The organism is Streptomyces sp. NPDC006551 (assembly GCF_040611675.1).
Classification (GTDB): Bacteria; Actinomycetota; Actinomycetes; order Streptomycetales; family Streptomycetaceae; genus Streptomyces.
Window position 1 is genome coordinate 21,448 of record NZ_JBEXOT010000022.1, and the last position, 25,023, is coordinate 46,470.

Below are 25,023 nucleotides of genomic sequence, written 5' to 3' on the forward strand. Positions count from 1 at the left end.
ACGGGATTCCTGTCATGAGCATGAGGTCGCCGGGGGAGGTGGTCAACGGTGCGGCACATATGCCACAGGACCAGGCCTCTGACGCTACGAGCCGGTGCTCACCACCACCGGTCCGCCCGCCGGATCCACCTCGCGTGCCCACGCCGAGGACAGGCGCACCGAACGGGACGGCCACAACCGGCCCTGCAGGGTCACGCGGTGCAGCAACCGACCGTCCTGGGCGACGCGCACCACCGGACGGTCCAGCGGGGCGTCCGCCCGCAGCAGGAAGGGCCGCCCGGGAGACCCGTCGGTGATCCGGTTCGGGGTCACCCACCGCAGCGGCCGCTCGACCACCATCCGTACGCCTTCGTCGGGCCACGGATCACCCGCCAGCCGGCGCAGCACCGCCTCCGCCGCCGCGAGCCCCTCGGCGGCGGCCGTCCCCGCCGACTCGACGCCCCGCAGGGCATTGCCCGCGACGAAGACCCCCGCCGCCGTGGTGCGGAAGGAACCGTCGACCGTGGGGCCTCGGGTGGCCGCGTCCAGCGACAGTCCACCGGACCGCGCCAGTTCGTGGTCGGGGATCCAGTCCCCGGTGAACACCACCGTGTCGCAGCGGATCGTCCCCGCGCGCCCGTCGCGGTGCAGCACCCCGACGCCCGCGAGACGGCCCCGACCGAGCAGCTCCGTCACCGTCGCCCCCGTCAGCAGGGGAGGGAGCGCGGCGCCGGACACGGCGGCGAAGCGGAGCGGCCCGCGCCCCTCCTCCGTCACCATGGCCGCCACCTCCAGGCCTGCCCGGCGCAGCGCCCGAACCGCGTGGTGGGCGACCGGCTCGGCGCCGACGACCACCGCCCGTCGCCCGAGCCGCTCCCCGCGCATCCCGTGGAGTACCACCGACCGCTGCAGCTCCCCGGTGGTGAGGATCCCCGCCGGCCGCGACCCCGGCACCAGGCGCGCGCTCCGCGGACGTTCCCGCGCGCCGGTCGCCAGGACGACCGCGCGCGCCGTGATCGTCTCCAGGCCGCTGGGGGCGGTGACGTCCAGGGCGAGCGGCCCGGCCCAGCCGGTGGCCATGACACCGGTACGCACCACGGCCCCGGCCCGTGCCGCCGCCGCGACCGCGCGGCGCGCGAATGCCGGTCCGTCCACCGGGCGGCGCCGCTCGGCCGCACCGAAGCCGCCGTGGGCGCAGTGGCGCGGCACCCCGCCGGCCTCGTCGTCCCGTTCCAGGACCTCGACCCGGCCCGCGCCCGCCGCCGCGAGCCGGGCGGCCGCGGCGAGCCCGGCGGGCCCCGCGCCGACGACGAGCACATCGACCGAGCGGTTCGGCGAGCGGTTCACGGACCGGTTCACGGCCTCGCCTCCTCGAACATCGCCCGTACCGTCGCCCCGCAGGAGAATCCCTGGCAGCGCCCGCCGCGCGCCCGGGTCCGCCGGCGCAGTCCGTCGAGCGTGGACGGCGGGATCGTCGATGCGAGCGCGTCCCGGATCTCCCCCCGGGTCACCCGTTCACAGGGGCAGACGATCGACCCGAACTCCGGGTCTCTGGCGATCAGTTCACCGTCCCGGTACGGGCGGGGGGACGCCTCGCCCAGGTTCGGCATCCGGACCGGAGCGAGCGTTCGCGCCGCGCCGAGCTCCAGACCGTCCTCCGCGAGCAGTTCCACGACGTGGGCGGCGAGTGCGAGGGAGGCGGTGAGGCCGGTGGAGCGGATGCCTCCGACCGTGACGTACCGGAGCCCGGGGTGGGCGGTCACCTGGAAGTCGTCGTGCTCGGTGGCGGCCCGCAGACCGGCGTAGACAGCGGTGACCTCCTCGTCGAGGAGGGCGGGCAGGATCCGGCGGCCCTGGGCGCGCAGCGACCTCAGCCCCTCGGCCGTCGAACCGGTGGCCGTCTTGTCGTCCAGGTCCTCGGCCGTCGGCCCGAGCATCACGTTCCCGTAGACCGTGGGCGCCACCAGGACACCCTTGCCGAGCCGGCCCGGCACGGGCAGCAGGATGTGCCGGACCAGGCCGCGCGCGAACTTGTCGAAGACGATCAGCTGACCGCGCCGCGGCGTCACGGTGAAGTCGCGTCGGCCGAAGTGCGCGTCGAACTCGTCCGCGTGGAGCCCGCAGGCGTTGACGACGTACCGGGCGCGCAGTACCCCGCGCCGGGTGATCAGTCGGTGCGGCGCTCCCGGCCGGGCCTTCTCGACGGGGCAGCCGAGATGCAGGTCCACCCCGGAGCGGACCGCCTGCGTGGCGTACGCGAGCGTCGTCGTCCAAGGGCAGATGATCGACTCCCCGGGGACCTCCAGCGCGCCGAGCGCTCCGGGACCCAAATGGGGCTCACGAGCTCCGAGTTCGCCGGGGCCGATCAGCCGGGTCGTACGGTGGCCGTTGCGCACCGCCTTCTCGGCGAGGCGGGGGAGCGCCGCCCGTTGCTCCTCGTCCCAGGCGACGAGCAGCGCCCCGAGGGGCTCGACGGGGATGCCGGTCTCCTCGGCGTACGCGACGAGCCTGTGCCACCCGTCCCGTACCAGCCTCGCCTCCAGCGAGCCGGGCACGGCGTCGAAACCGGTGTGCAGAATCGCGGTGTTGGCCTTCGACGTGCCGTCGCCGACATCGCCGGACGCCTCGACGAGCGCGACCCGCAGCGAGTGCCGGGCGAGTTCACGCGCGAGCGCGCAGCCGACCACTCCGGCGCCGACGACGGCGACGTCGTAGGCGGCGCCGGGCGCCGACGTGTCCGGCAGCACCCCCGCGCGCGTCACCACTCCCCGCGTCACGGCCCTTTGGTTCATGCGCGCGACGCTCCCGGGGGGCCGTCGAGGAGCGCGGTCACGGCGGTACGGAACCGGCCCAGGCGCTCGCTCGCCTCCGCGCCGCTGATCCGGGGCTCGTACACGGCGGACGGTTTCCACTCCGGTACGGCCTCGCGGACGGCGAGAGCGGGATCGTGACCGAGCCGCGCGACCGCTGCCACGCCGAGCGCGGTCGCGTCCGGCAACGCCGATACCTCGACCGGCAGTTGGAGGAGATCGGCCTGGGTCTGCATGAGCAGTGCGGAGCGCGTGAGTCCGCCGTCCACGCGCAGCGCTGTCAGTGGTGTGCCGAGACCGGCCGCCGCCGCTCCGGCGAGCTCCACCACCTGTGCGGCGATCCCCTCGCACAGGGCGCGGACCAGATGCCCGGCGGTCGTGTCCAGGCCCAGTCCGTGCAGCGAACCGCGCACGTCCCCGCGCCACCACGGCGCGGCGAGCCCTGCCAGGGCCGGAACGAAGGTGACGCCACCGGAGTCCGGCACCGTCCCGCCCACGCCGTCGAGCTCCTCCGCGCCGGACAGGACTCCCAGGTCGGTCAGCCAGCGCACGGCCGACGCCGCCGTGTAGACCTGCCCGTCCAGGCAGTAGCTCGTCCGGCCCGCGAGCCGCCATGCCACACAGCTCACCAGCCCCGCGTCGCCCCGGCGGGGGACCGGGCCGGTCTGCGCGAGGAGGAACGCCCCGGTGCCGTACGTGCACTTGGCGGCGCCCGGCTCGGTCACGCGCTGGGCGAGGAGCGCCGCCTGCTGGTCCACGAGCAGGCCGGTGAGCGGCAGCGCCGGCCCGAACGCGGTCGTCGTGCCGACCGCGGTGTCCGAGTCCACCACCCGGGGCAGCCGTTCCCCGCCCAGACGGAAGACGTCGAGGGCGGAGCCGGACCAGGCCGCCGTGTCCAGGTCGAGGAGTCCGGTGCGGCCGGCGGTCGCGGTGTCGGTGACGAACTCACCCGTGAGACGGTGTACGAGCCAGGCGTCGCTGGTGGTGACCACGCCCGCGCCGGTGAGGTGGCGACGGATCCAGGCCATCTTGGGCGCGGCGAAGTAGGGGTCGAGCGGCAGCCCGGTCAACTGCCTCAACTCTTCGGCGTGCGCGGCGAGTTCCTCGCAGAGCGTGGCGGCCCTGCGGTCCTGCCAGACCAGCGCGTCGGTCAGCGGCTCGCCGTCGGCCGGGTCCCAGGCCAGGACGGTCTCTCCCTGGTTGGCCAGGCCCACGGCCACGACCGGGGTGCCCGCCCGTGTCAGCGCCGCGCGCCCGGCGGCGACGACGGAGTCGTACAGCTCCCGTGGATCGACCTCGACCAGGCCGCCCGGCAGATAGCGGGGTCGTACGGGCGCCGACCCGGCGCCGATGACACCCCGTTCGGGGCAGACGACGAGCGCCTTGGTCCCCGAGGTGCCCTGGTCGACGGCGAGCACCGGCCCCGTCATCGTCGTACTCCCGTCCTCGAACCCGCGAACCTCGTACCTGGAACCTCAGCCCCGGAACGTCAATCCGGGAACGTCAACCCGGATCGTCGAACGAACAGTGATCGACGAAGCGGAAAGCCTGGTGCACCTCACCGCGACGCGTCAAGCCGTCACGGCTCGAACCGCGCCTCTCCTCCTCGGCCGCTGACTTGCTGTCAAATTCGGTCGGTGGCGGAATAGTTACGATCAGGAGTGAAAGTGGATCGCGATCGTCCAACGGGCTCTATAGTGATCGCCGATCAACGGCCGGGATGCCCGCCGGGGACTGACCACCCCTCCACCCCCATCGAGGAACCATGTCGCCCACAGCACCTCCCGCTCCGTGAGGGGCGGACACGGTTTCCGGCCCGTCTACCACCCGGCGGGCCATGACCACGCCCTGCGCAACGCCGTCCAGGACCTGCGGACGGGCCGCTGGCTGTCCATGGCCCGACTGCTCGACGAGACGTCCGACTGGCCCGCCTGGACCCGGCGCACCCAGGTCCTCGCCGCCGTCGCCGCCGGCACCGATGTCGTCCACGCCTGGCGTGCCGAGCAGCCGGAGAGTGCGGCCGCCGTCGTGATGCACACCCGCGTCGCCGTGGAACGCGCCGTACGGGCCCATCGCGCCGCCCACCCCCGCACCGGCGAACTGTGGCAGGAGGCATGGGACGCCTGTCGGTCCGCCGCCGAACGGTCGCCCGCCGACCCCGTGCCGTGGATCTGCCTGCTCGCCCTGGCCGCGCTCGAAGAACAGCAGGACAGGGAGGAGTACCGGGCGGAACCGCCGGCCGCCGTGCTCCCGCTCGGACCGTGGGGGCTCCTCGCCGAGACCGAGAAGCGCGACCCGTACAACCGGGAGGCGCACCACCGCATGCTGCAGTTCTTCTACGCCCGCGGCCGGGGACCGCTCTCCGAGGCCCTGAACTACGCGCGGTGGGCGGCCTCGACGGCGCCCGTCGGCTCAGCCCTCCACGCCCTCCCGCTCTACGTCCGGGTCGAGCGCTACCGGCGCGAGTGCGGCCATGAGCGGGCGCTCGACCTGCACTGGGTCGCCGAGGACGCCGTCAGGGAGGCCGAGCGAGCCCTGGACGGCTGGTTCCTCTTCTGTGCCACCACCGAGGCGTCCCCCCTCGACCTGAACCACCTGGCCCACGCCCTCTTCGGCGCTCAGCACTTCTCCGACGCCGCCCGGGTCTTCGAGGCCATGGGGCCGTACTACACGGTGCTGCCCTGGGCGTACCGCACGGCGCGCCCCGACGACCGGGCCCTCGCCGAGGAGGTCTTCCTGCGCGCCCGCGCCCGCTGCCTCGACCGCTGACCCGCTCCCTCCGCCCCGCCCACTGTCCGCTCGCACGTCGCCCCCGCTCACTCCCCGCTCACCCCTTCCCCCGGAGGTTCCGGCATGTCCCGCACCGTCCCCGTCGACGACGACATACGCAGGTCCACACAGGGCCAGGACGACGAGGCCCGGCTGAGAGAGCTCGGCTATCAGCCCGTTCTCGCCCGCCGCATGGGCGGCTTCGGCAACTTCGCCATCAGCTTCTCCGTCATCTCCATCCTCTCCGGCTGCATGACCCTCTACGGCTTCGGCCTGGGCACCGGCGGCCCCGCCGTGATGATGTGGGGCTGGGCGGGCGTCGGGTTGTTCGTGCTCTGCGTCGGCATGGCGCTCGCCGAGGTCACCAGCGCCTATCCGACGTCCGGCGCGCTCTACTACATGGCCGACCGGCTCGGCGGCCGCCGCTGGGGCTGGTACACCGGCTGGCTGAATCTGCTCGGTCTGCTCGGCGCCATAGCGGGCATCGACTACGGCGCGGCCCTCTTCACCGGAGCCTTCCTCAACCTCCAGTGGGGCATCGTGCCCACGGCCGGATCCACCTTCCTGATCTTCCTCGCGATCCTCCTCCTGCACGCCGTGCTCAACCTGTTCGGTGTGCGCCTGGTCAGCGTGCTCAACTCGATCAGCGTCTGGTGGCACCTGGCCGGCGTCGCCGTGATCGTCGGAGCCCTCGCCTTCATCCCCGACCGGCACCAGTCCGCCGAGTTCGTCTTCACCGAGTTCGTGAACGACACCGGCTGGGCCAACCCGTTCTACGTCGCGGCCGTCGGTCTGCTCCTCGCCCAGTACACCTTCTCCGGTTACGACGCATCCGCCCATCTCTCCGAGGAGACCTCCAACGCCTCGGTCAGCGCGGCCAAGGGCATCGTCCGCGCCATCTGGGTCTCCTGGATCGCCGGCTTCGCGCTGCTCGCCGGACTCACCTTCGCCATCCAGGACTACGCGGGCACGCAGAACAGCGCCACCGGAGTCCCGCCCGCCCAGATCCTCCTCGACGCGCTCGGCTCCGGCGGCGCCACCGCCCTGCTGCTCGTGGTGATCGTCGCCCAGTTGTTCTGCGGCAACGCGGAGGTGGCCGCCGCCAGCCGGATGGTGTTCGCCTTCAGCCGCGACAACGCCCTGCCCGGGTCCGCGCTCTGGCGCAAGGTCAGCAGCCGCACGCAGACCCCGGTCCCGGCGGTCTGGCTCTCGGTCGCCGTCGCCGCCCTCCTCGCGGTGCCCTCGCTGTACTCGGCCACCGCCTACGGAGCGGTCACGGCCATCAACGTCATCGGCATCACCCCCGCCTACGCCATTCCGATCTACCTGCGGCTGCGGGCGGGCAAGCGCTTCACCCCGGGCCCCTGGCACCTCGGCCGCTGGAGCCGGCCGATCGGCTGGACCGCCGTGATCTGGGTGGCCGTGGTCACCGTGCTGTTCTGTCTGCCGCAGAAGTCGCCGGTGACCATCGACTCCATGAACTACGCGGTCATCGCGCTCGTGGTCGTCCTCGCCCTCGCCAGTGTGTGGTGGTACGTCGCCCGCCGCTCGTACGGCACCCCCTCGACGTACGGCAGCGCCCGCGAGGAGGCGGAGATCGCCGAGGGGATCGTGTAGCGAACGTCCGGCGCAACTGGGCCGGTGCCCTGCCGTGACGCCGGGCCTGCCGTCCCCCCACCGCAGGCCCGCGTCCCGCCGGCTCAGGCGCTGAACTCGTAGGTCCAGGCGGCCGTCTGGGCGGCGAAGTCGATGTCCGTGATCTCCAGCGCGTGGCCGTGCTGGTCGCTCACCACCCGGTGGACGACCAGCCGGGCCGCGCCGGCCGCCCCGACCCCCGTCCCCGGATCCGCCGGCACGGCGATCGACTCGCGGCGCGTCAGCCGCAGCCCGGCCTGGTGCATCCAGTGGTAGAGCAGCCGCAGATCCGGCTGCTGGGCCGCGGCCTTGCCGCGCCGGTAGCGCGCGAGCTGGGGAATCTCCGCCGTCGCGGGCCGGGAGAACCAGGACACCGACCGCTGCAGAGGCACCCCGCGGGGGCTCAGCACCACATGCCGGTGGACAAGCGTGGGTTCGCCGGGCGCGAGCCCGAGCCGGCCCGCCAGCGCCGCCGGGGGCGCCTCCCAGCCGAGGGCGGCCCGGACCAGCGCGTCGGCCGCCTCGGCGCCCCCGGGAAAGGACTGGCGGCGGGCCGTCAGCAGCGGGACGTGCGCCTGCTGTTCGGCTCCGACGGCGAACGTGCCGCGCCGGTCGGTCACCACGCGCTGTTCCTCGCGCAGCAGTTGGAGCGCGCTGCGAACGGTCTGGCGGTTGACGTGGTAGCGATGGGCGAGTGAGCGCTCGGACGGCAGCCGGCTGCCGGGTGCGATGCGCCGGTCGGTGAGGTCGTCCCGCAGGGCGGCGGCGACCCGGAGGTAGAGCGGTACCGCGGCCACCTGCTCGGGATCGGGCTCAGCCATGTGCAGACCCTTCTTTGCTCAGGGTGATCACGTGGGTCGTGTGAGTGATCATTCCTATCATTGGTCTAAACCATTAGGAAGGGGTGTGCGGCGAGAGTGGCCGAAACGAGGACCGCGCTCGGGAGAGGTTTTCACCGGAAACAGGGGCGAAGAGGCGAGTGAGGCCGCAAGGCCGACGACGTCGGAGCGGGCCGAAAAGGGCGGGCGGCGGCCCGCGAGATGCCCTGGGACCAGGCGACATGAGCGCTCCGGGTCGCCGCCGGGGCCGCTTCGGCGGCTCGCCCGCCTTCGGCCGGGCGCTCGCCGGCTTCGCCGTCGGCCACGCCCGCGGGCGGGGACGGCTACGGGCGGCGTCCCGGCGCCGCGTTCACCGTCGGGACGTGGCGGCGCCGTCGGGCGGGTGACGGCGCGTGCCGCCCGGCGCGGGCGGGCCGGGCGGCACGTCGTCGACGCGTACTACCCCTCGCGCCGCATCGGCGGCTCGGGCGGCGTCCACGGGATCGGGCCGAACAGGACGGAGCGGGCCACCTCGGGAGCGAAAAGCGCCGTCATCGGCTCCGTCAGCGTGAGGACGGAGCGGAACGCCGCACCGACGACCGGGTCCCCGCCGTACCGCTGTTGCAGGCGGCGCAGGTACCAGCCCACGGGCTTCTCCACCGCGCGTGAATCCATGGCGTTGCCCGTCGCGCCGGGCATCTTCTTGTCCGCGCCGGCGGAGATGTCCCAGGCCTGCCGTGAGGCGTCGAACAGTGCCTTCTGCACCACCCGCGTGGTCGCCGTGCGCTTCGGGTCGGCCAGAGCCCGGCGCAGGGCGACGGCGCTCAGCGCGGCGACCGCCATGCCCTGGCCGTAGATCGGGTTGAAGGTGCACAACGCGTCGCCGGTGGCGAGGAAGCCGGCCGGTCGACGGCCCGGACGGTCGTACCGGCGGCGGACGTTGGCCGTCCTGCGGAAGCCGAACACCGAGGACTCCGGCTCGGCCCTGGCCAGCCACTCGCTGACCACCGGGTGCGGCAACCGCTTGGCGAACTCCTCGAACCCCGCCTCGTCCGTGGGGGGTTCGTCACCGCGCAGACCGGACAGCGTCACCACGTGGCGCCCGCCGCCCAGGGGCACGACGACGGCGCCGTAGACCTGATCGGGGTTGGGCACGATGTTGTAGCCGAGCGCGTCCGTCGTGTCGTCCTCGGGGGCCCGGTAGACCCGGGTGGCGTAGGCCAGGCCGGTGTCGATGGTCTCCTCGTGCGGCGCCTCCGCGCCGATCGCGGCCAGCCAGTCGGGCGCGCGCGTCCCTCGGCCGGAGGCGTCGACCACGAGGTCGGCTTCCAGTGGACGGGTCTGCGTCCCGGCGTCCTTGCCGCGCTCGCGCAGCAGCACCCCGCGCACCCGGGACGAGTCGCCGATCAGACCGACGGCCTCGGTGCCGCCGACGCTCTCGATCCGCGGATCGGCGAGCACCCGCCGCCGCACCACCCATTCGAGCTGCTCGCGCGGTCCGGTGTAGAGGGAGGTCGTCGCCGTCGTCCTGCGGAACCACTGGCCGTTCTGCAACTGCACCATGTCCGCCGGCATGCCCACCTTGGGCGCGCCGAGCTCGTCGAGCTCCGCGAGGAACCCCGGCAGCAGCTCCTCGAGCGCCTGCTGTCCACTGTCGAGGAGCACATGGGTGTGTCTGCTCTGCGGGGTTCCCGGCCTCGCGTCCGGCCCCTCCGGAAGGCGGTCGCGCTCGACGACCGTCACCTTCTCCGCGTATTCGCTCAGCACCCGCGCGGCCAGCAGGCCCGCGAGACTCCCCCCGATGACCACCGCGTGACGTGTGCCGCGGCGCCCCAAGTCGTCGCCCATCCCCGCCCTTTCCGGTTCGTGGATCTAGGACTGACCAGTATCCACGGTCTCCTGGGGTACGTCGCGGGTGCCGAGGCGCAGATGCTCGATGTGGTACACGGCCTCGTCGAGAAGTTGGGCCACATGGTTGTCGTAGAGGCTGTACTCGATCCGGCGGCCCTGCCGTACGCCGGTGACCAGGCCGAGCGCGCGCAGCAGCCGCAGCTGGTGGGAGACGGCGGACTGCTCCATGTCGACGGAGTCGGCGAGTTCGGTCACACCGCAGGGGCCCTGGCGGAGCTTGGTGAGGATCATCAGGCGGGAGGGCGTGGCGAGCGCCTGGAGGGTGGCGGCGATGGTGGCCGCGGACTCCGCGTCCAGGTGGGTAGCCGGGGTCGTCTCGCCGTTCACTCCGTGTCCCATGGGCTCATCGTAGCGGCGCTCATATGTAGATAGATGAAGACCTCTTCATGTGTTCCGGTATGGTGGTGCTGCTCGTCGTCCCGTCCCCACGTCCGACCCGAAGAGGTGTACTCCCATGGCATCCCCGGTGCTCGACAGCCCGGCCACCCCTGCCGCGACAGCCCCGCCCCCGACCCGCGGAACCCGTGTGTCGGACCTGCCCGAGGTCCGCTGGGCGGCGCTCTCCGCCCTCGCCTTCCTCTGCGCGCTGCCGCTCGACCTGGCCGGCGCCCCCGGCTGGGCCTGGGGACCGCTCTACGCCGTCTGTTACGTCGCCGGAGGATGGGAGCCGGGCTGGGCCGGGCTCCAGGCGCTGCGTGAGAAGTCCCTCGACGTCGACCTGCTCATGGTGGTCGCGGCCATCGGCGCCGCGGCGATCGGCCAGTACCTCGACGGCGGGCTGCTCATCGTCATCTTCGCCTGCTCCGGCGCCCTGGAGGCGCTCGCCACCCGCCGTACCGCCGACTCCGTGCGGGGTCTGCTCGGCCTCGCCCCCGAGAAGGCGGTACGTGTCGCCGGCGCCGGCGCCGGTGACGGCGGCGGCGAGACCGAGGAACCGGTGGACGTGGCCGAGCTGCGGATCGGTGACATCGTGCTCGTACGGCCGGGGGAGCGGCTGCCCGCCGACGGAACCGTGCTCCACGGCGCGAGCGACGTCGACCAGGCCACCATCACGGGCGAGTCGCTGCCCGCGCCCAAGGCCCCCGGCGACGAGGTCTTCGCCGGCACCCTCAACGGCACCGGCGCGCTGCGCGTCCGCGTCGACAAGGACGCCGGAGACTCGGTCATCGCCCGCATCGTCGCCCTCGTCGAGGAGGCCAGCGCCACCAAGGCACCCACCCAGCTCTTCATCGAGAAGATCGAACAGCGCTACTCGGTCGGCGTCGTCGTCGCCACCCTCGCGCTCTTCGCCGTCCCGCTCGCCCTCGGCGCCGACTTCACCACGACCCTCCTACGGGCCATGACCTTCATGATCGTGGCCTCGCCGTGCGCGGTCGTCCTCGCCACCATGCCGCCGCTGCTCTCCGCCATCGCCACCGCCGGACGCCACGGCGTGCTCGTCAAGTCCGCCGTGGTGATGGAGCGGCTCGGGGCCGTGGACCGGGTCGCGCTCGACAAGACCGGCACCCTGACCGAAGGAACCCCGCGGGTGATCGAGGTCCGGGGCGACGAGAACGCGCTCGCGCTCGCCGCCGCGGCCGAGCTGCCGAGCGAACACCCCCTCGCCCGCGCCGTGGTGGCCGCGGCACGCGAACGCGGACTGCGCGTCCCCGACGCCGACGACTTCGCCTCCGTACCGGGGGAGGGCGTCCGGGCACGGGTGGAGGGGCGCGAGGTGCGGGTGCGCCGGGCCGAGGGGGAACACGCCGACACGGCCGTCGAGGTCGTCGTCGACGGCGCGCCGGCCGCGGTGCTCGTCCTCGCCGACCGGCTGCGCGACGGCGCGCCCGAGGCGGTCGCCGCCCTGACCCGGCTCACCGGCACCGCACCCACCCTCCTCACCGGCGACAACGCGGGTGCCGCGGCCCGGGTCGCCGGACGGACCGGCATCACGGACGTACGCTCCGGGCTGCTGCCGCAGGACAAGGTGGCGGCGGTACGGGAGTGGGAGGGCGCCGGCTCGCGGGTCCTGGTGGTCGGCGACGGCGTCAACGACGCCCCTGCCCTGGCCGCCGCCCACACCGGCATCGCCATGGGCCGGGCCGGCTCCGACCTGGCACTGGAGACCGCCGACGCCGTCGTCGTACGCGACGAACTGGCCGCCGTTCCCACCGTGATGGCCCTCTCGCGCCGGGCGCGCAGGCTGGTCGTCCAGAACCTGGTGATCGCGGGCACCTGCATCGGGGCCCTGGTGGTCTGGGACCTGGTGGGTCACCTGCCGCTGCCGCTGGGCGTCGCGGGTCACGAGGGCTCCACCGTCCTGGTGGGGCTCAACGGGCTGCGGCTGCTGCGCGACGCCGCCTGGCGGAAGGCGGCGGAGCGGGGATGAGTCAGGCGTTCACGGCCCGCGGCGGGGGAGAGGCGGGGGCGGCGTGCTCGTGCTCGCAGACCTCGTCGAGGCCGTGGACGGCCCACTCGGGGAACGGGTCCCGCCAGGGGCCCGTCTCCCCGTCGGCGACCAGGCACCGGGCGAGCTCCGCGTGGAGCGCGTCCGTCCGCAGCTCCGTACCGATGAAGACCAACTCCTGTGCGTGGCCCGGACCTTCGTGCTCGGAGTCCAGGAAGCCCGACGGCTCGAAGCGGGCCACCGCGCCCGCCTGGGACCACAGCCCGGTCACCCGCTCACGGCCCGCGAGCCGGAAGAAGCCCTTGGAGCGCAGGACCCGCCCGTACGCGCCGCTGTCCATGCCCTCCGTCACGAACTCCCACAACCGCCCGGGGTGGAAGGGTCGTTCGGCGCGGAAGACCGTGGACGAGATGCCGTACTCCTCCGTCTCGGGGACGTGGTCGCCGTTCAGCTCCCTCACCCAGCCGGGTGCCTGCTGGGCGCGCTCCAGGTCGAAGAGCCCGGTGCCGAGGATCTCGGCGGGCCGCAGCCGGCCGTGTGTGGCGGAGACGATCCGGGCGGCCGGGTTGAGCCGCGACAGTGCGGCGCGCAGACGGTCCGCGTCCGCGGGGGCCACCAGGTCGAGCTTGTTCACGACGATGACGTCGGCGAACTCGATCTGATCCATCAGCAGATCGCTGACGGTTCGTTCGTCGTCCTCGTACGGGGCGAGGCCCCGATCGGTGAGCCCGTCGCCGCCCTCCAGTTCGGGCAGGAAGTTCGCCGCGTCGACCACGGTCACCATGGTGTCGAGCCGGGCGAGATCGCCGAGCGTGGCGCCGTCGTCCCGAGGGAAGGCGAAGGTGGCGGCGACCGGCATCGGTTCCGAGATGCCGCTGGACTCGATGAGGAGATGGTCGAAGCGGCCCTCGCGGGCCAGCCGGTCGACCTCTTCGAGGAGGTCGTCGCGCAGCGTGCAGCAGATGCACCCGTTGGTCATCTCGACCAGCCGTTCCTCCGTACGGGAGAGGGCGGCGCCCCCGCCCCGGACGAGCGCGGCGTCGATGTTGATCTCGCTCATGTCGTTGACGATCACGGCGACGCGCAGGCCGTCCCGGTTGGACAGGACGTGGTTCAGCAGGGTCGTCTTGCCCGCTCCGAGGAAGCCGGAGAGGACGGTGACCGGAAGGCGCGGGTCCCGCGCTCCGGCGGGCGTGCCCGCCGTGGGCGTCGTCGCCGTGTCCGCCATCGCGCTCAGCCCTCGGGGCGCAGCAGGCCGCGCTCGTAGGCCTTGGCCAGGCGCTGCGGCACCCGATAGGCGACGCCGTCGACCGTGATCGGAACCAGCTGGGGCGTGGTCGCCTTCCACTGGGCGCGGCGGTGGCGGGTGTTGGAGCGGGACGTCTTCCGCTTGGGTACGGCCATGGGGAAACGGACCTCCATCGTCGGGACGTGGTGGTCACGCTACATGAAAATGGTTCCCATTAACAAAAGACCGGCTGCCGTACGCCGGGGCTACCCCTCCAGCTCGGTCAGGGCGTGCGTCAGCCACTCCACCCAGAAGCGCTCCAGATCGATCCCCCCACGCAGGACCAGATGCCGCAGCCGGTCCGGCTCGCTCTCCCGGCGCGCCGGCGGGAAGTCCCGTACCTCGATCGCCAGATACTCCTCCAACTGCCGCCGGTGCAGAGCGAGGTGCCGTCTCAGCTCCTCGACCATGCCGGGAGCGCCCACGACCGCCGCGGCTCGCATCCGCAGCAGCAGCGCGGACCGCATCGGCTTCGGGTCCTCCGTCCTGGCCACCCAGTCGGTCAGTTCGGCGTGGCCCGCGGGCAGGACTTCGTACTCCTTCTTCTGCCCACGGGCCGGGGCCCGGACGGGCAGGGCACGGATGTGCCCCGCCTGCTCCAGCTTGCCCAGCTCGCGATAGATCTGCTGATGCGTGGCCGACCAGAAGTAGCCGATCGACCTGTCGAAGCGACGCGTCAGCTCGAGGCCGGAGGACGGCTTCTCGAGCAGCGCGGTCAGGATCGCGTGCGGGAGGGACATGCGCGCAATCCTAGATTCGCCCCGTGCCGGTCACAGAGCGGCGGCGAGACGGGTGCCCTGGTCGATGGCGCGCTTGGCGTCCAGCTCGGCGGCCACGTCGGCGCCGCCGATCAGGTGCGCGCTCCGGCCCGCGGCGACCAGCTCCTCGTACAGGCCGCGGCGCGGTTCCTGGCCGGTGCACAGCACGATCGTGTCGACGGGAAGCGTCTGCGGAGCACCGTCGACGGTGAGGTGCAGACCCTCGTCGTCGATCCGCTCGTACGAGGCGCCGGCGACCATGGTCACGCCGCGGTGCTTCATCTCGGCGCGGTGGATCCAGCCGGTCGTCTTGCCCAGGCCGGCGCCGACCTTGGAGGTCTTGCGCTGGAGCAGGTGGACCTGGCGCGGCGGCCGGGGCCGCTCGGGGGTGCGCAGGCCGCCGCGGGTCGCGTAACTCGTGTCGACACCCCACTGGCGGAAGTACGTCTCCGCGTCCTGGCTCGCGCCCTCGCCGCCGTCGGTGAGGAACTCGGCGACGTCGAACCCGATGCCGCCCGCTCCGATGATCGCGACCCGCTCGCCCACGGGCGCGCCGTCGCGCAGGACGTCGAGGTAACTGACCACGCTCGGGTGGTCGATGCCCTCGATCTCGGGGGTGCGCGGGGTGACTCCGGTGGCGACGACCACCTCGTCGTACCCGGTGAGGAGTTCGGGCGTGGCCGTGGTGTTCAGCCTGACCTCGACGCCCCGGGCGTCGAGCTGGACGCGGAAGTAGCGCAGGGTCTCGTTGAACTCCTCCTTGCCCGGGACCCGCTTGGCGATGTTCAGCTGGCCGCCGATCCGGTCCGAGGAGTCGAACAGGGTGACCGTGTGGCCGCGTTCGGCGGCCGAGACCGCGCAGGCGAGCCCGGCGGGGCCGGCGCCGACGACGGCGATCCGCTTGGCCCGGCGGGTGGGGGAGAGGACCAGTTCGGTCTCGTGGCAGGCGCGCGGGTTCACCAGGCAGGAGGTGATCTTCAGGCTGAAGGTGTGGTCCAGGCAGGCCTGGTTGCAGCCGATGCAGGTGTTGATCGTGTCGGCGCGGTCCGCGGCGGCCTTGGCGACGAAGTCGGGGTCGGCGAGGAACGGCCGGGCCATCGAGACGATGTCCGCGCGGCCCTCGGCGAGGATCTGCTCGGCGACCTCGGGGGTGTTGATGCGGTTGCTGGTCACCAGCGGCACGGAGACCGCGCCCATCAGCTTCTTGGTGACCCAGGTGTAGGCGCCGCGCGGCACGGAGGTGGCGATGGTGGGGATACGGGCCTCGTGCCAGCCGATGCCCGTGTTGATGATGGTGGCGCCGGCCGCCTCGATCTCCTTGGCGAGCGCGACGACCTCGTCGAGCGTCGAGCCGCCGGGGACCAGGTCGAGCATCGAGAGCCGGTAGACGAGGATGAAGTCCTCGCCGACGCGCTCGCGGATGCGGCGAACGATCTCCAGCGGGAAGCGGACCCGGTTCTCGTAGCTGCCGCCCCAGCGGTCGGTGCGCTGGTTGGTGGCGGCGGCGATGAACTCGTTGATCAGATAGCCCTCGGAGCCCATGACCTCGACACCGTCGTACCCGGCGGCCTTGGCGAGTTCGGCGCAGCGGGCGTAGTCCTCGATGGTCTGCTCGACCTCGGCGTCGGTGAGCTCGTTCGGTACGAAGGGACTGATCGGCGCCTGGAGGGGGCTGGGTGCGACGAGGGCGGGGTGGTAGGCGTACCGGCCGAAGTGCAGGATCTGCATCGCGATCCGGCCGCCGGCCTCGTGCACGGCGTCGGTGATGAGCCGGTGCTCGGCGACCTCCTCGTCCGTGCTGAGCTTGGCCCCGCCGTCCCAGGGGCGCCCGGCCTCGTTCGGCGCGATACCGCCGGTCACGATGAGCCCGACACCGCCTCGGGCGCGCTCGGCGTAGAAGGCGGCCATCCGCGCGAAGCCGTTCTCGGTCTCCTCGAGGCCGACATGCATGGAGCCCATGAGCACCCGGTTGGGCAGGGTGGTGAACCCGAGGTCGAGCGGGCTCAGCAGATGCGGGTACGGGGTGATCGGGGCCATGGGGGCGTCTCCTCGCGCAGGGTCGTCACGCTCTGTTGTAGACGACCGGAGGCGCGTTGTGCAACAAGTTGCATAACGGTGGGAGCGTGATCTGCGCTACGTCCGCCGGCCAGGACGCCACCGGGGTCGGCGGCGGCCCGGACCTCGGCGACAGGGCGGGCGGGCGGTTGCCGGTGTGAGCGTCGACCGTGGCCAGGCACGCGCCCCCGGCACGCGGGCCGGGGCCCGGAGGCCGTCGGGCCCCGGCTACGAGGCGCCAGGCACGCTCGCCCACGCGGCCAGGTCCTCCGCCGTGCGGGGACCCTTCTCGCCCTCCGGGAGGAGCCCGTGGGCGCGCAGCAGGCGGGTCACCGCCATGCCCCACGGCTGACGGAGCCGCGCCGCCGCGAGCAGCGCCTCGTCCGCGAGGAGATCGGTGATCGGGCCCGTCCGCAGGCCCTCCGGTGACAGCACCGCCGCCTCGTCCGCCCAGCGCAGGGCCAGATCGACATCGTGCGTCGCCATCACCACCGTCGTGCCCGACTCCCGCAGCCGCCCGAGCACCTCGAGGAGACGCTCCTGCCCGTGGGGATCGAGCCCGGCCGTCGGCTCGTCCATGATGAGGACGCGCGGCCGCATCGCCACGGCCCCCGCGATCGCCGCCCGCTTGCGCTGCCCGTACGACAGCAGATGCGTCGGCCGGTCCTCCAGCGCCACGATGTCCAGCGCCTCCAGCGCCTCGCGCACCCGGAGCCGTACCTCCTCCTCCGGCAGCCCCAGGTTCATCGGCCCGAACGACACGTCCTGGCCGACCGACGCCGCGAACAGCTGGTCGTCCGGGTCCTGCACGACCAGCTGCACGGTCGTGCGCAACCGGGTCAGACCCTTCCGGTCGTACGACACCTCCTCGCCGTCCAGCCGAAGCGCGCCGCTGCCGCACCGCAGGCCTCCGCTCAGCAGCCGCAGCAGCGTCGTCTTGCCGCTTCCGTTCCTCCCGAGCAGCGCCAGCGCCCGCCCCTCCGGCACGGCGAAGTCGATCCCGTCCAGGACGGCGGGCCCGTCCTCATAGGCGAAGCCCGCCCTCACCAGTTCCACGACAGGGGAACGAAGACTCACGGCAGGGACCTTTCCAGTACGAGAGTGAGAGCGACGACGCCGGCCAGCAGCCCGGCCGTCGCCGCCAGGAACCGCCGCGAGACCGCCGCACCGGGCACCAGGACCCGCAGGGTCCCGTCGTACCCCCGCCCCGCGAGCCCCGTCTGCAGCCGCTGCGCCCGGTCGAAGGCGCGCACGAACGCCGTCGCGCCGAGCCCGGCGAGCGAGCGCCAGGTGGCCGCCCGCGTCGTCAGCCCCAGCCGGGCCGCCTGGGCCTGCCGGATCTTGGCCAGGGAGTCGAGCAGCAGAAAGCTGATCCTGTACATCACGAGGGCGACGTCCACGACCGGCGCCGGCACCCCCGCCCGTACGAGCCGGGGCAACACGTCCGAGACGGGCGTGGTGAACGCGAACAGCAGCACCCCCAGCGACGCGGCCGACGTGCGCAACAGCAGCTCACCGGCGTGCAGCGGACCTTCCGGCGCCAGGGCGACGAAGCCGCGCGCTCCTCCCACCTCGAACAGCAGCGGCACCGCGCCCGTCACACAGAAACCCAGCGGGATCCGGAACGCCCGCCACAGCTGACGACCGGGCACTCCGGCGGGACCGAGGAGCACCGCGAGGGTGACCGCCGCGACCAGGACGGCGCCCGGCCACGGCGGCAGACAGACCGCGCACAGCGTCAGGCCGAAGCCCAGCGCGGCCTTCTCGCACGGGTGACGGCGGCGCCAGCGACTGCTGTGCGCCGCCGCGTCGATCGGCAGCATCGAGGCCTACTCGTCGCCCGGGGCCCGCGACCCCATCGCCGCCTGCGCCGCCCGCGTCTCCCGCGCCCCCTGGGAGCTCGGCGCGTCCTGCGCCGCCGGCGGAACCTTCGCCGCCGCCCGCTCCTCGCCCTGCCGACGCCCGCGCCGCAGACCGAAGTAGTACGCGAGGACACCGGCGCCGATGGCCGCCTGGAGCGCGAACAGCGCCGACTCGACCTCGCCGGACGGAGGCTCGTACAGCGGGCTGAACCACGGCTCGTAATCGGGCCGGATCTCCGTGATCGCGGCCTCCGCCTCGGCGTCGGCCCCCGCGAACGGCTCCTCCTTGTGGTCGCCGAGCCCCAGGACCAGCGGCAGCACCGCCAGCGCGGCGACGGCGAGCAGCAGCAGGGCGTTGATCTTCGTGTTCCTGCTCATCGGGCGACCGCCTCCGTGGTCTCGCTCTTCCCGGCACCGGGAAGCAGCACCCCGAGCCGGGTCAGATCCCCCTTGCTCGACTGCGCCAGCAGACGCATCACGAGCACCGTGAGCAGACCCTCGCTCACCGCGAGCGGCAGCTGCGTGACGGCGAAGATCCCGCCGAACTTCGCCAGCGCGCCGAGCATGCCGCTGGCCGGGTCCGGGAACGCCAGCGCCAGCTGCACGCTGGTGACGCAGTACGTGGACAGGTCGGCGACGAACGCGCCGAAGAACACGCTCACCATCAGCGGCACGTCGAACCGGCGCAGCAGCCGGTACGCCCCGTACCCGGCCCACGGCCCGACGACAGCCATCGAGAAGACGTTGGCGCCGAGGGTGGTGAGTCCGCCGTGGGCCAGGAGCAGCGCCTGGAAGAGCAGCGTGATCGTGCCGAGGACCGCCATCACGGGCGGCCGGAACAGGATCGCGCCGAGGCCCGTGCCGGTGGGGTGCGAGCAACTGCCCGTCACCGACGGAATCTTGAGCGCGGACAGGACGAAGGTGAAGGCGCCGGAGGCGCCCAGCAACAGGGTGGATTCGGGATGGGCCTTGACCTCACGGGTCAGGGCCCGGACCCCGTGGACGACGAACGGCGCGGACGCGACGCCCCAGGCGGCCGCGTGCACAGGGGGCAGATACCCCTCGGCGATATGCATGGTTGGGAGACCCTCTCCAGCACCTCGTGGATGGACAACGCACCTTGGCCGGTCTCCTGGCTGACGGTCATGCCGCCCGGACTCCGCCTTCCCACACCGCAACGGTCTCCCGCGGTGGTGCAGTGGCTCCCCTGAGGGTTCTCCCCAAGGGGGTGGAGCCGGACCTCCCGATCACAGTGGCGAGGGCCGCACCGGTACTGCACCGGTTTCCCGTACACCAAGGCCCTGCGACACTAGTGCGTTGACCAGGTACATCACAACACGGTCGCCTCCCGGTACGGCCCGTGAGGGGCGGTCGCCCCCCGCCCGCTCACCCCTTCCGGTACGTGTACGCCTCCGCGGCCGCGGCCTCCACGGCGTCCAGGTCCCCGCCCGCCGTCGCCGTGACGAGGGCGGCGATCGCGCCCTCCACTAAGGGCGCGTCCACGAGCCGCGCCCCCTCGGGCAGCTCGTCGCCCTCGGCGAGCAGCGCCTTGACGGTCAGTACGGCGCTGCCGAGATCGACGAGAAGGGCCACCCCGCGCCCCGGTCGACCGCCTTCGCAGCCTCGGCGATCAGCTCGGAGCTGGTGCCGAGGCCGCCGTCCGGGGTGCCGCCGGCGGGCGCGATCGGTGCGGAGGGACCGCCGCCCGAGAGAGCCTGGGCGAGTTCGGCCACGGCCGCGGCGACGGCGGCGCTGTGCGAGACGAGGACGATGCCGACCTGCCCGCTCATCCGGCCACCTCCGCGAGGGCGGCGATCAGCAGCGCGGACGAGGTGGCCCCTGGGTCCTGGTGCCCGATCGACCGTTCGCCCAGATAGCTGGCGCGGCCCTTGCGGGCCTGCAGCGGTACGGTCGCGAGCGCGCCCTCCTCGGCCGCCGTCCGGGCCGCCCCGAAGGACTCGCGCAGCGCCTCCGCAGCCGGAACGAGCGCGTCCAGCATCGTCTTGTCGCCGACCTGAGCCCCGCCGAGCTGGGCGACGGCGGCGACCCCGGCGGCCAGCGCGTCGGCGAACGTCTCGCGGGTCACGGCCCCGGCGTCGCCGAGCGCCTTGCCCGTGCGGCGCAGAAGCGTCCCGTACAGCGGCCCGGAGGCGCCACCGACGGTGGAGATCAATTGCCGTCCGGCGGTGGTGAGTACGGCCCCGGGTGTGGCGGGCGGCTCCTTCTCCAGGACGTCCGTCACGGCGGCGAACCCCCGCTTCAGATTGGAGCCGTGGTCGGCGTCGCCGATCGCCGAGTCGAGCTCGGTGAGACGGTCGGCCTCACGGTCGACGGCGGCAGCGGCGACGCTCAGCCAGCGCTGGAAGAAGGCGGCATCGAGCTCGTTCGCCTCGGTCGCTTCAGTCACTTCGGCCACTCTCCTTCTCACCGGCCCCAGCGGAGGGCGGGCGTCTGCACGGGCGCGTCCCACAGACGTAGCAGCTCCTCGTCGGCCTCGCAGAGCGTGACCGAGCAGCCGGCCATGTCGAGGGAGGTCACGTAGTTCCCGACCAGGGTGCGGGCGACCGGGATCCCGCGCTCGTTCAGCACGCGCTGCACCTCGGCGTTGAACCCGTACAGTTCGAGCAGCGGGGTGGCGCCCATGCCGTTCACCAGCGCCAGGACCGGGCCGGACGGCCGCAGGTCGTCCAGTACGGCATCGACGGCGAAGTCCGCGATCTCCCGCGAGGTCATCATCCGGCGCCGCTCGCGTCCCGGCTCACCGTGGATCCCGATCCCCAACTCCAGCTCGCCCTCCGGGAGATCGAAGGTCGGGCTGCCCTTGGCGGGCGTGCTGCAGGCGCTCAGCGCGACCCCGAAGGACCGCGACCGCTCGTTCACCCGCCGAGCGATCGCCTCCACTCGCTCAAGTGGCGCGCCCTCCTCGGCGGCGGCCCCCGCGATCTTCTCCACGAACAGCGTGGCCCCCGTCCCGCGCCGCCCGGCGGTGTAGAGGCTGTCCGTCACGGCCACGTCGTCGTCGACCAGGACCTTGGCGATCTGGACGCCCTCGTCCTCGGCGAGCTCGGCCGCCATCTCGAAATTGAGCACGTCCCCGGTGTAGTTCTTGACGACGAACAGCACCCCGGCCCCACTGTCCACCGCGGCGGCTGCCCGCACCATCTGATCGGGCACGGGCGAGGTGAACACCTCCCCGGGACACGCCGCCGCGAGCATCCCCGGCCCCACGAACCCCCCGTGCAACGGCTCATGCCCGGACCCGCCCCCGGACACCAGCGCCACCTTCCCGGCGACGGGCGCGTCCCGCCGCAGCACGACACGGTTCTCGACATCCACCGTGAGCTCGGGATGCGCGGCGGCCATCCCGCGCAGCGCGTCGGCGACGACGGTCTCCGGGACGTTGATCAGCATTCTCATCGGTACCTCCTGGTAGGGCTGACAGGTAGGCGCCCGACCTGTGTCACCAGGTCAGGTTCGGGGTCGGCGCTTGTCGGTCGTGGCGGTCCGTGTGTCGGCAGTATCGACCTTGCGGCAGCGAAGGTCACGTTGCCGACTGCTCGAACTCCTTCGATCCCCAAGTGGCTTGACGAAGGAGAGGGTTGACAGGTGCATGATGTATAGGGGTGCGGGGGCATAACGTCGGAAGGCACCGGAGGATCGGCCATCCGACCACCCCGGTCGACCAGGTACCAGCGCCGCTCTTCCCGCACTCTCGGTCCCGCCGGGTTCCGAGTCCCCCACGAGTGAAGGAGCAGCAATGCCGCTCTGTACATGGCTGAAGGCGGGCACCTTAGCCGCGACGGTCGTCCTGGCAACGGCGACGGGGGCGAACGCCACGCCCGCGTCGGAGCCGTCGGCGGTGAGCGCGTCGGCGGTGGTGACACTTCGTTACGACGACAGCCGGGCCGGCGGTTGGGAGTCCGCGATCGCGGCCGGAGTCGCCTCATGGAACGCGAACGTCGACAATGTCAGACTGGTCGAGGCCGCGCCGGGCACCCGCGCCGAAATCGTGATCGTGGCCACCACCGGCTGGCCCCGGGCCACCCTCGGCCCCGTCCGTCCGGGCGGCCAGGTCCGCGTCGAGCTCGGGAGCCAGGCGGTGGCCCAGGGTTACGACAAGACCCGCATCGCCGCCCACGAACTCGGCCACAGCCTGGGTCTCCCCGACACCAAGCCCGGGCCGTGCTCGCAGCTGATGTCGGGTTCGAGCGCCGGTACGGCTTGCAGGAACGCGGTCCCGAACGCGACCGAGCAGGCCCGGGTGGAGTCCGCCTACGCCAACGGCGCCGCCTCGATCGTCCCCGCCGACGGCCGGATTCTCGTGGACGCCCCGTAACCGAGGACCCGGAGGCGGGGCGCCCGATCGAGTCTCACGATCGGGCGCCCCGCCGACGTAGCCGATCGGACTCAGGCGCCCAAGCCGAGGACGGCGAGGTTCAGCGCACGCAGGTCCGGAACGGGAGGCAGGTCGTGCGGCTCCTCGCCCCGCCCTTCGTGCAGGGCCGGGACCGGGCGCAGTCCGTCGACGCCTCCGGCGGCCCAGGCGGCATCGAGAGGGGGCAGGGACAGGGTCATGCGACGGCCGTCGGGGAGGCTGGTCTCGAAGGTGGCGGCTTCTCTGGACTCCATGGGCGGCTCTCTTCTGTGAGTGGTGCACGCGCCGGCGCTGATCGTCCTCGTTCTGTGTGACGACCCACGACAGCCGTAGGTTCCCCCGGGCCGGCCCGTGTTCGGCCGTCACCGCCCCCACCACCCGAGAGCCGCCCCTCTCGTATGCCGCGATGCCCCGGGAGTGCAACGGCGCTCCCGGGGCAGGAGGGGCCGTGTGCCCACGCCGGCGGAAGGGGTGAGCCTTGTTCGAGCGCTTCGCGGCCAGGCGGGTCGAGGTCGACAACGCGTCGATCTTCGTCCGTCACGGCGGAGAGGGTCCGCCGGTCGTGCTGCTGCACGGTCATCCCCGGACGTCCGCGACCTGGCACCGTGTCGCCCCGCTCCTCGCCGACCGCGGCTTCACCGTCGTCTGCCCTGACCTGCGAGGGTACGGCCGCTCCCGCGGGCCGGCACCCACGGCGGACCACGCCGGGTACTCCAAGCGGGCCGTCGCCGCCGACGTGGTCGAGGTGATGAGGTCGCTGGGCCACACGCGGTTCGCGCTCGCCGGGCACGACCGCGGAGGAAGCGTCGCGTCGCGTCTCGCGCTCGACCACCCGGACGCTGTGTCACGCGTGGCCCTGATCGACTGTCTTCCCGTGACCGAGCACTTGTCCCGCATCACGGCCGAGTTCGCCACGCAGTGGTGGCACTGGTTCTTCTTCGCTCAGCCGGACATCCCCGAGCGGGTCATCAACGCCGATCCGGACAGCTGGTATCGCGGCGATCCGCAGAGCATGGGACAGGAGAACTACGACGAGTGGCGAGAGGCCACCAGGAATCCCGACGTGGTGCGAGCCATGCTGGAGGACTACCGGGCCGGCCTCACCATCGACAGGCGGCACGAAGAGGACGACCGTGCCGCCGGAGTACGGATCCAGTGCCCCGCGCTGATCTTGTGGTCGCTCCGGGACGACCTCGAAGACCTGTACGGCGATCCCCTCGCCATCTGGCGGCAGTGGGCACCGGACGTACGCGGTCACGGCATCGACGCCGGACACCACGTCGCCGAGCAGGCTCCCGAAGCGCTTGCCTCCTCGCTGGCCGGCTTCTTCGCCGACAAGCCCGAATGAACACCGTGCATCGAGGCGAGGCGAGGCGAGAGACCCGGAGGCCCTGGCGCCCCGGTCACGGCGCCTGAGTGAAGTGCTCACCCCCTTCCCACGTGGTGCCTTCCGCCGAAGCCCCTGAGGACTTGCCACTATGGGACGGCGTCCGTCGTGGAGGCGCGGCGGCGGTGACGGGGAGGCGCGAGATGAGCACGGACTCCTGTACGGCAGGGCCCTGGCGGCGGGGCGGCCGTCCATGAGTGTCGGAGGCTCCCCGGGGCCGGGCGGTGCACCCGCCGATCGTCTGGCACGGGCGGCGGCCGTCGTCCTCGACACCGACGGGGTGATCACCGACTCGGCACGCCTCCACGCCGCCGCGTGGCAAGAGGCTTTCGACGCCTGTCTGCGGGCCCACCCTCCGACCGATCCCCAGGCGCGTCGACCGTTCGGCCAGGACGACTATCTGCGGTACGTCGACGGCAAAGCCCGCATGGACGGGGCCGCGTCCTTCCTCGCCTCACGGCAGGTCGCCCTGCCCCTCGGCACCCTCGACGACCCCCCGGGCACCGACACCGTGGGCGCCGTGGCCGCTCACAAGGAACGGCTCTTCACGGAGCGGCTGAGAGCGCGGGGCGTCGACGCCTACCCAGGGACGCTGCGTCTGTTGCGGCAGTTGCGCGAGCGAGGTGTGGTGATGGCGGCCGCGTCGGCGTCCCGGCACGCCGGAGAGCTGCTCGACCGGTCCGGAACCCTGCCGTACTTCACCGCGGTGGTCGACGGAACCGAGGCGACCCGGCTCGGTTTGCCGGGCAAGCCCGCCCCCGACCTGTTCCTCGAGGCCGCCCGCCGGCTCGACGTCCCTCCCGGACGTACGGCGGTGATCGAGGACTCCCTGGCGGGGGTGGAGGCCGGCAGGCGCGGCGGCTTCGGCCTCGTGGTCGGCGTGGACCGTACGGCCGACACCACCTACCGGGCCGCGCTGCGGGAACGCGGTGCGGACGTGGCCGTCGCCGACCTGTCCGAACTGCTCACCGACTCCACCGAGGGCTGACG

The 25,023-nt window shown here is 72.9% G+C and carries 24 protein-coding genes, 1 pseudogene and 1 riboswitch; of the genes and pseudogenes, 7 read left to right on the top strand and 18 right to left on the bottom strand.

The window, feature by feature from the left end:
- Positions 1 to 84 precede the first annotated feature (84 nt).
- The 3 genes from ABZY12_RS20350 to ABZY12_RS20360 are packed head-to-tail and all read right to left on the bottom strand — an operon-like array spanning position 85 to position 4,219.
- Positions 85 to 1,338, bottom strand: a complete 1,254-nt coding sequence (locus tag ABZY12_RS20350; RefSeq protein WP_356892187.1) for an FAD-dependent oxidoreductase — start codon at positions 1,336 to 1,338, stop codon at positions 85 to 87.
- Complete coding sequence (locus tag ABZY12_RS20355) at positions 1,335 to 2,771, bottom strand: FAD-dependent oxidoreductase (protein WP_356892189.1); 1,437 nt, start codon at positions 2,769 to 2,771, stop codon at positions 1,335 to 1,337. Before ABZY12_RS20355 ends, ABZY12_RS20350 begins: the two co-directional genes overlap by 4 nt.
- The gene (locus ABZY12_RS20360; protein WP_356892190.1) at positions 2,768 to 4,219 is read right to left on the bottom strand and encodes an FGGY family carbohydrate kinase; all 1,452 of its coding nucleotides are present in this window, start codon (positions 4,217 to 4,219) and stop codon (positions 2,768 to 2,770) included. The genes ABZY12_RS20355 and ABZY12_RS20360 overlap by 4 nt, the downstream gene beginning before the upstream one ends.
- A gap of 361 nt (positions 4,220 to 4,580) precedes the next feature.
- Here ABZY12_RS20360 and ABZY12_RS20365 point away from each other — a divergent pair, with 361 nt between their 5' ends.
- Both ABZY12_RS20365 and ABZY12_RS20370 read left to right on the top strand, forming a co-directional pair.
- Positions 4,581 to 5,558, top strand: coding sequence for a hypothetical protein (locus ABZY12_RS20365; RefSeq protein WP_356892191.1), 978 nt, complete (start codon positions 4,581 to 4,583; stop codon positions 5,556 to 5,558).
- 84 nt (positions 5,559 to 5,642) lie between these two features.
- Positions 5,643 to 7,175, top strand: coding sequence for an amino acid permease (locus ABZY12_RS20370; RefSeq protein WP_356892193.1), 1,533 nt, complete (start codon positions 5,643 to 5,645; stop codon positions 7,173 to 7,175).
- Positions 7,176 to 7,258: 83 nt separating this feature from the next.
- On the opposite strand, the gene ABZY12_RS20375 is transcribed toward ABZY12_RS20370, so the two are convergent.
- Positions 7,259 to 8,014 (bottom strand): GntR family transcriptional regulator, encoded by a 756-nt coding sequence (locus tag ABZY12_RS20375; RefSeq protein ID WP_356892195.1) that lies wholly within the window; start codon positions 8,012 to 8,014, stop codon positions 7,259 to 7,261.
- Between the two features lie 239 nt (positions 8,015 to 8,253).
- Between ABZY12_RS20375 and ABZY12_RS20380 the strand changes: the two genes are divergently transcribed.
- On the top strand, positions 8,254 to 8,418 hold the full coding sequence (locus ABZY12_RS20380) for a hypothetical protein (RefSeq protein WP_356892197.1): 165 nt from the start codon (positions 8,254 to 8,256) through the stop codon (positions 8,416 to 8,418).
- A 52-nt stretch (positions 8,419 to 8,470) separates the two neighbouring features.
- Here the strand turns inward: ABZY12_RS20380 and ABZY12_RS20385 are convergent, their stop codons facing one another.
- The gene (locus tag ABZY12_RS20385; RefSeq protein ID WP_356892199.1) at positions 8,471 to 9,859 is read right to left on the bottom strand and encodes an FAD-dependent monooxygenase; all 1,389 of its coding nucleotides are present in this window, start codon (positions 9,857 to 9,859) and stop codon (positions 8,471 to 8,473) included.
- A gap of 24 nt (positions 9,860 to 9,883) precedes the next feature.
- Positions 9,884 to 10,261, bottom strand: coding sequence for a metalloregulator ArsR/SmtB family transcription factor (locus tag ABZY12_RS20390; RefSeq protein WP_356892201.1), 378 nt, complete (start codon positions 10,259 to 10,261; stop codon positions 9,884 to 9,886).
- A 115-nt stretch (positions 10,262 to 10,376) separates the two neighbouring features.
- Here ABZY12_RS20390 and ABZY12_RS20395 point away from each other — a divergent pair, with 115 nt between their 5' ends.
- Positions 10,377 to 12,290 (top strand): heavy metal translocating P-type ATPase, encoded by a 1,914-nt coding sequence (locus ABZY12_RS20395; protein ID WP_356892203.1) that lies wholly within the window; start codon positions 10,377 to 10,379, stop codon positions 12,288 to 12,290.
- A 1-nt stretch (position 12,291) separates the two neighbouring features.
- Here the strand turns inward: ABZY12_RS20395 and ABZY12_RS20400 are convergent, their stop codons facing one another.
- The 11 genes and pseudogenes from ABZY12_RS20400 to dhaK form a co-directional block, all read right to left on the bottom strand.
- Positions 12,292 to 13,536 (bottom strand): GTP-binding protein, encoded by a 1,245-nt coding sequence (locus tag ABZY12_RS20400; RefSeq protein ID WP_356892205.1) that lies wholly within the window; start codon positions 13,534 to 13,536, stop codon positions 12,292 to 12,294.
- 5 nt (positions 13,537 to 13,541) lie between these two features.
- Complete coding sequence (rpmF, locus tag ABZY12_RS20405) at positions 13,542 to 13,712, bottom strand: 50S ribosomal protein L32 (RefSeq protein ID WP_356892207.1); 171 nt, start codon at positions 13,710 to 13,712, stop codon at positions 13,542 to 13,544.
- Positions 13,713 to 13,802: 90 nt separating this feature from the next.
- Complete coding sequence (locus tag ABZY12_RS20410) at positions 13,803 to 14,336, bottom strand: PadR family transcriptional regulator (RefSeq protein WP_356892209.1); 534 nt, start codon at positions 14,334 to 14,336, stop codon at positions 13,803 to 13,805.
- A gap of 30 nt (positions 14,337 to 14,366) precedes the next feature.
- On the bottom strand, positions 14,367 to 16,391 hold the full coding sequence (locus tag ABZY12_RS20415; protein ID WP_356892211.1) for an NADPH-dependent 2,4-dienoyl-CoA reductase: 2,025 nt from the start codon (positions 16,389 to 16,391) through the stop codon (positions 14,367 to 14,369).
- A gap of 246 nt (positions 16,392 to 16,637) precedes the next feature.
- Entirely contained in the window at positions 16,638 to 17,486 is an 849-nt protein-coding gene (locus ABZY12_RS20420; RefSeq protein ID WP_356892213.1) for an ATP-binding cassette domain-containing protein, read from the bottom strand.
- Positions 17,483 to 18,232, bottom strand: coding sequence for a cobalt ECF transporter T component CbiQ (cbiQ, locus tag ABZY12_RS20425; RefSeq protein WP_356892215.1), 750 nt, complete (start codon positions 18,230 to 18,232; stop codon positions 17,483 to 17,485). The genes ABZY12_RS20420 and cbiQ overlap by 4 nt, the downstream gene beginning before the upstream one ends.
- A 6-nt stretch (positions 18,233 to 18,238) precedes the next feature.
- The gene (locus ABZY12_RS20430; protein ID WP_356892217.1) at positions 18,239 to 18,649 is read right to left on the bottom strand and encodes an energy-coupling factor ABC transporter substrate-binding protein; all 411 of its coding nucleotides are present in this window, start codon (positions 18,647 to 18,649) and stop codon (positions 18,239 to 18,241) included.
- Entirely contained in the window at positions 18,646 to 19,347 is a 702-nt protein-coding gene (locus tag ABZY12_RS20435; RefSeq protein WP_356892219.1) for an energy-coupling factor ABC transporter permease, read from the bottom strand. The genes ABZY12_RS20430 and ABZY12_RS20435 overlap by 4 nt, the downstream gene beginning before the upstream one ends.
- Before the next feature lie 28 nt (positions 19,348 to 19,375).
- Positions 19,376 to 19,612, bottom strand: a riboswitch (cobalamin riboswitch).
- Between the two features lie 45 nt (positions 19,613 to 19,657).
- Positions 19,658 to 20,061 (bottom strand): annotated as a pseudogene (locus ABZY12_RS20440) (PTS fructose transporter subunit IIA).
- A complete protein-coding gene (gene dhaL, locus ABZY12_RS20445; protein ID WP_356892221.1) occupies positions 20,058 to 20,687 on the bottom strand; it encodes a dihydroxyacetone kinase subunit DhaL in 630 nt (209 codons plus the stop codon). The pseudogene ABZY12_RS20440 and the gene dhaL overlap by 4 nt, the downstream one beginning before the upstream one ends.
- Positions 20,688 to 20,695: 8 nt before the next feature.
- Positions 20,696 to 21,688, bottom strand: coding sequence for a dihydroxyacetone kinase subunit DhaK (gene dhaK / locus ABZY12_RS20450; RefSeq protein WP_356892223.1), 993 nt, complete (start codon positions 21,686 to 21,688; stop codon positions 20,696 to 20,698).
- 340 nt (positions 21,689 to 22,028) lie between these two features.
- On the opposite strand from dhaK, the gene ABZY12_RS20455 reads away from it, so the two are divergent.
- Complete coding sequence (locus ABZY12_RS20455) at positions 22,029 to 22,607, top strand: snapalysin family zinc-dependent metalloprotease (RefSeq protein WP_356892225.1); 579 nt, start codon at positions 22,029 to 22,031, stop codon at positions 22,605 to 22,607.
- 71 nt (positions 22,608 to 22,678) lie between these two features.
- Here the strand turns inward: ABZY12_RS20455 and ABZY12_RS20460 are convergent, their stop codons facing one another.
- Positions 22,679 to 22,900: a hypothetical protein gene (locus ABZY12_RS20460; RefSeq protein WP_356892227.1), complete on the bottom strand. Its 222-nt coding sequence runs from the start codon at positions 22,898 to 22,900 to the stop codon at positions 22,679 to 22,681.
- A gap of 224 nt (positions 22,901 to 23,124) precedes the next feature.
- On the opposite strand from ABZY12_RS20460, the gene ABZY12_RS20465 reads away from it, so the two are divergent.
- Positions 23,125 to 23,994 (top strand): alpha/beta hydrolase, encoded by an 870-nt coding sequence (locus ABZY12_RS20465; protein WP_356892229.1) that lies wholly within the window; start codon positions 23,125 to 23,127, stop codon positions 23,992 to 23,994.
- Positions 23,995 to 24,226: 232 nt separating this feature from the next.
- The gene (locus ABZY12_RS20470) at positions 24,227 to 25,021 is read left to right on the top strand and encodes an HAD-IA family hydrolase (protein ID WP_356892231.1); all 795 of its coding nucleotides are present in this window, start codon (positions 24,227 to 24,229) and stop codon (positions 25,019 to 25,021) included.
- The last annotated feature ends 2 nt before the right edge of the window (positions 25,022 to 25,023 follow it).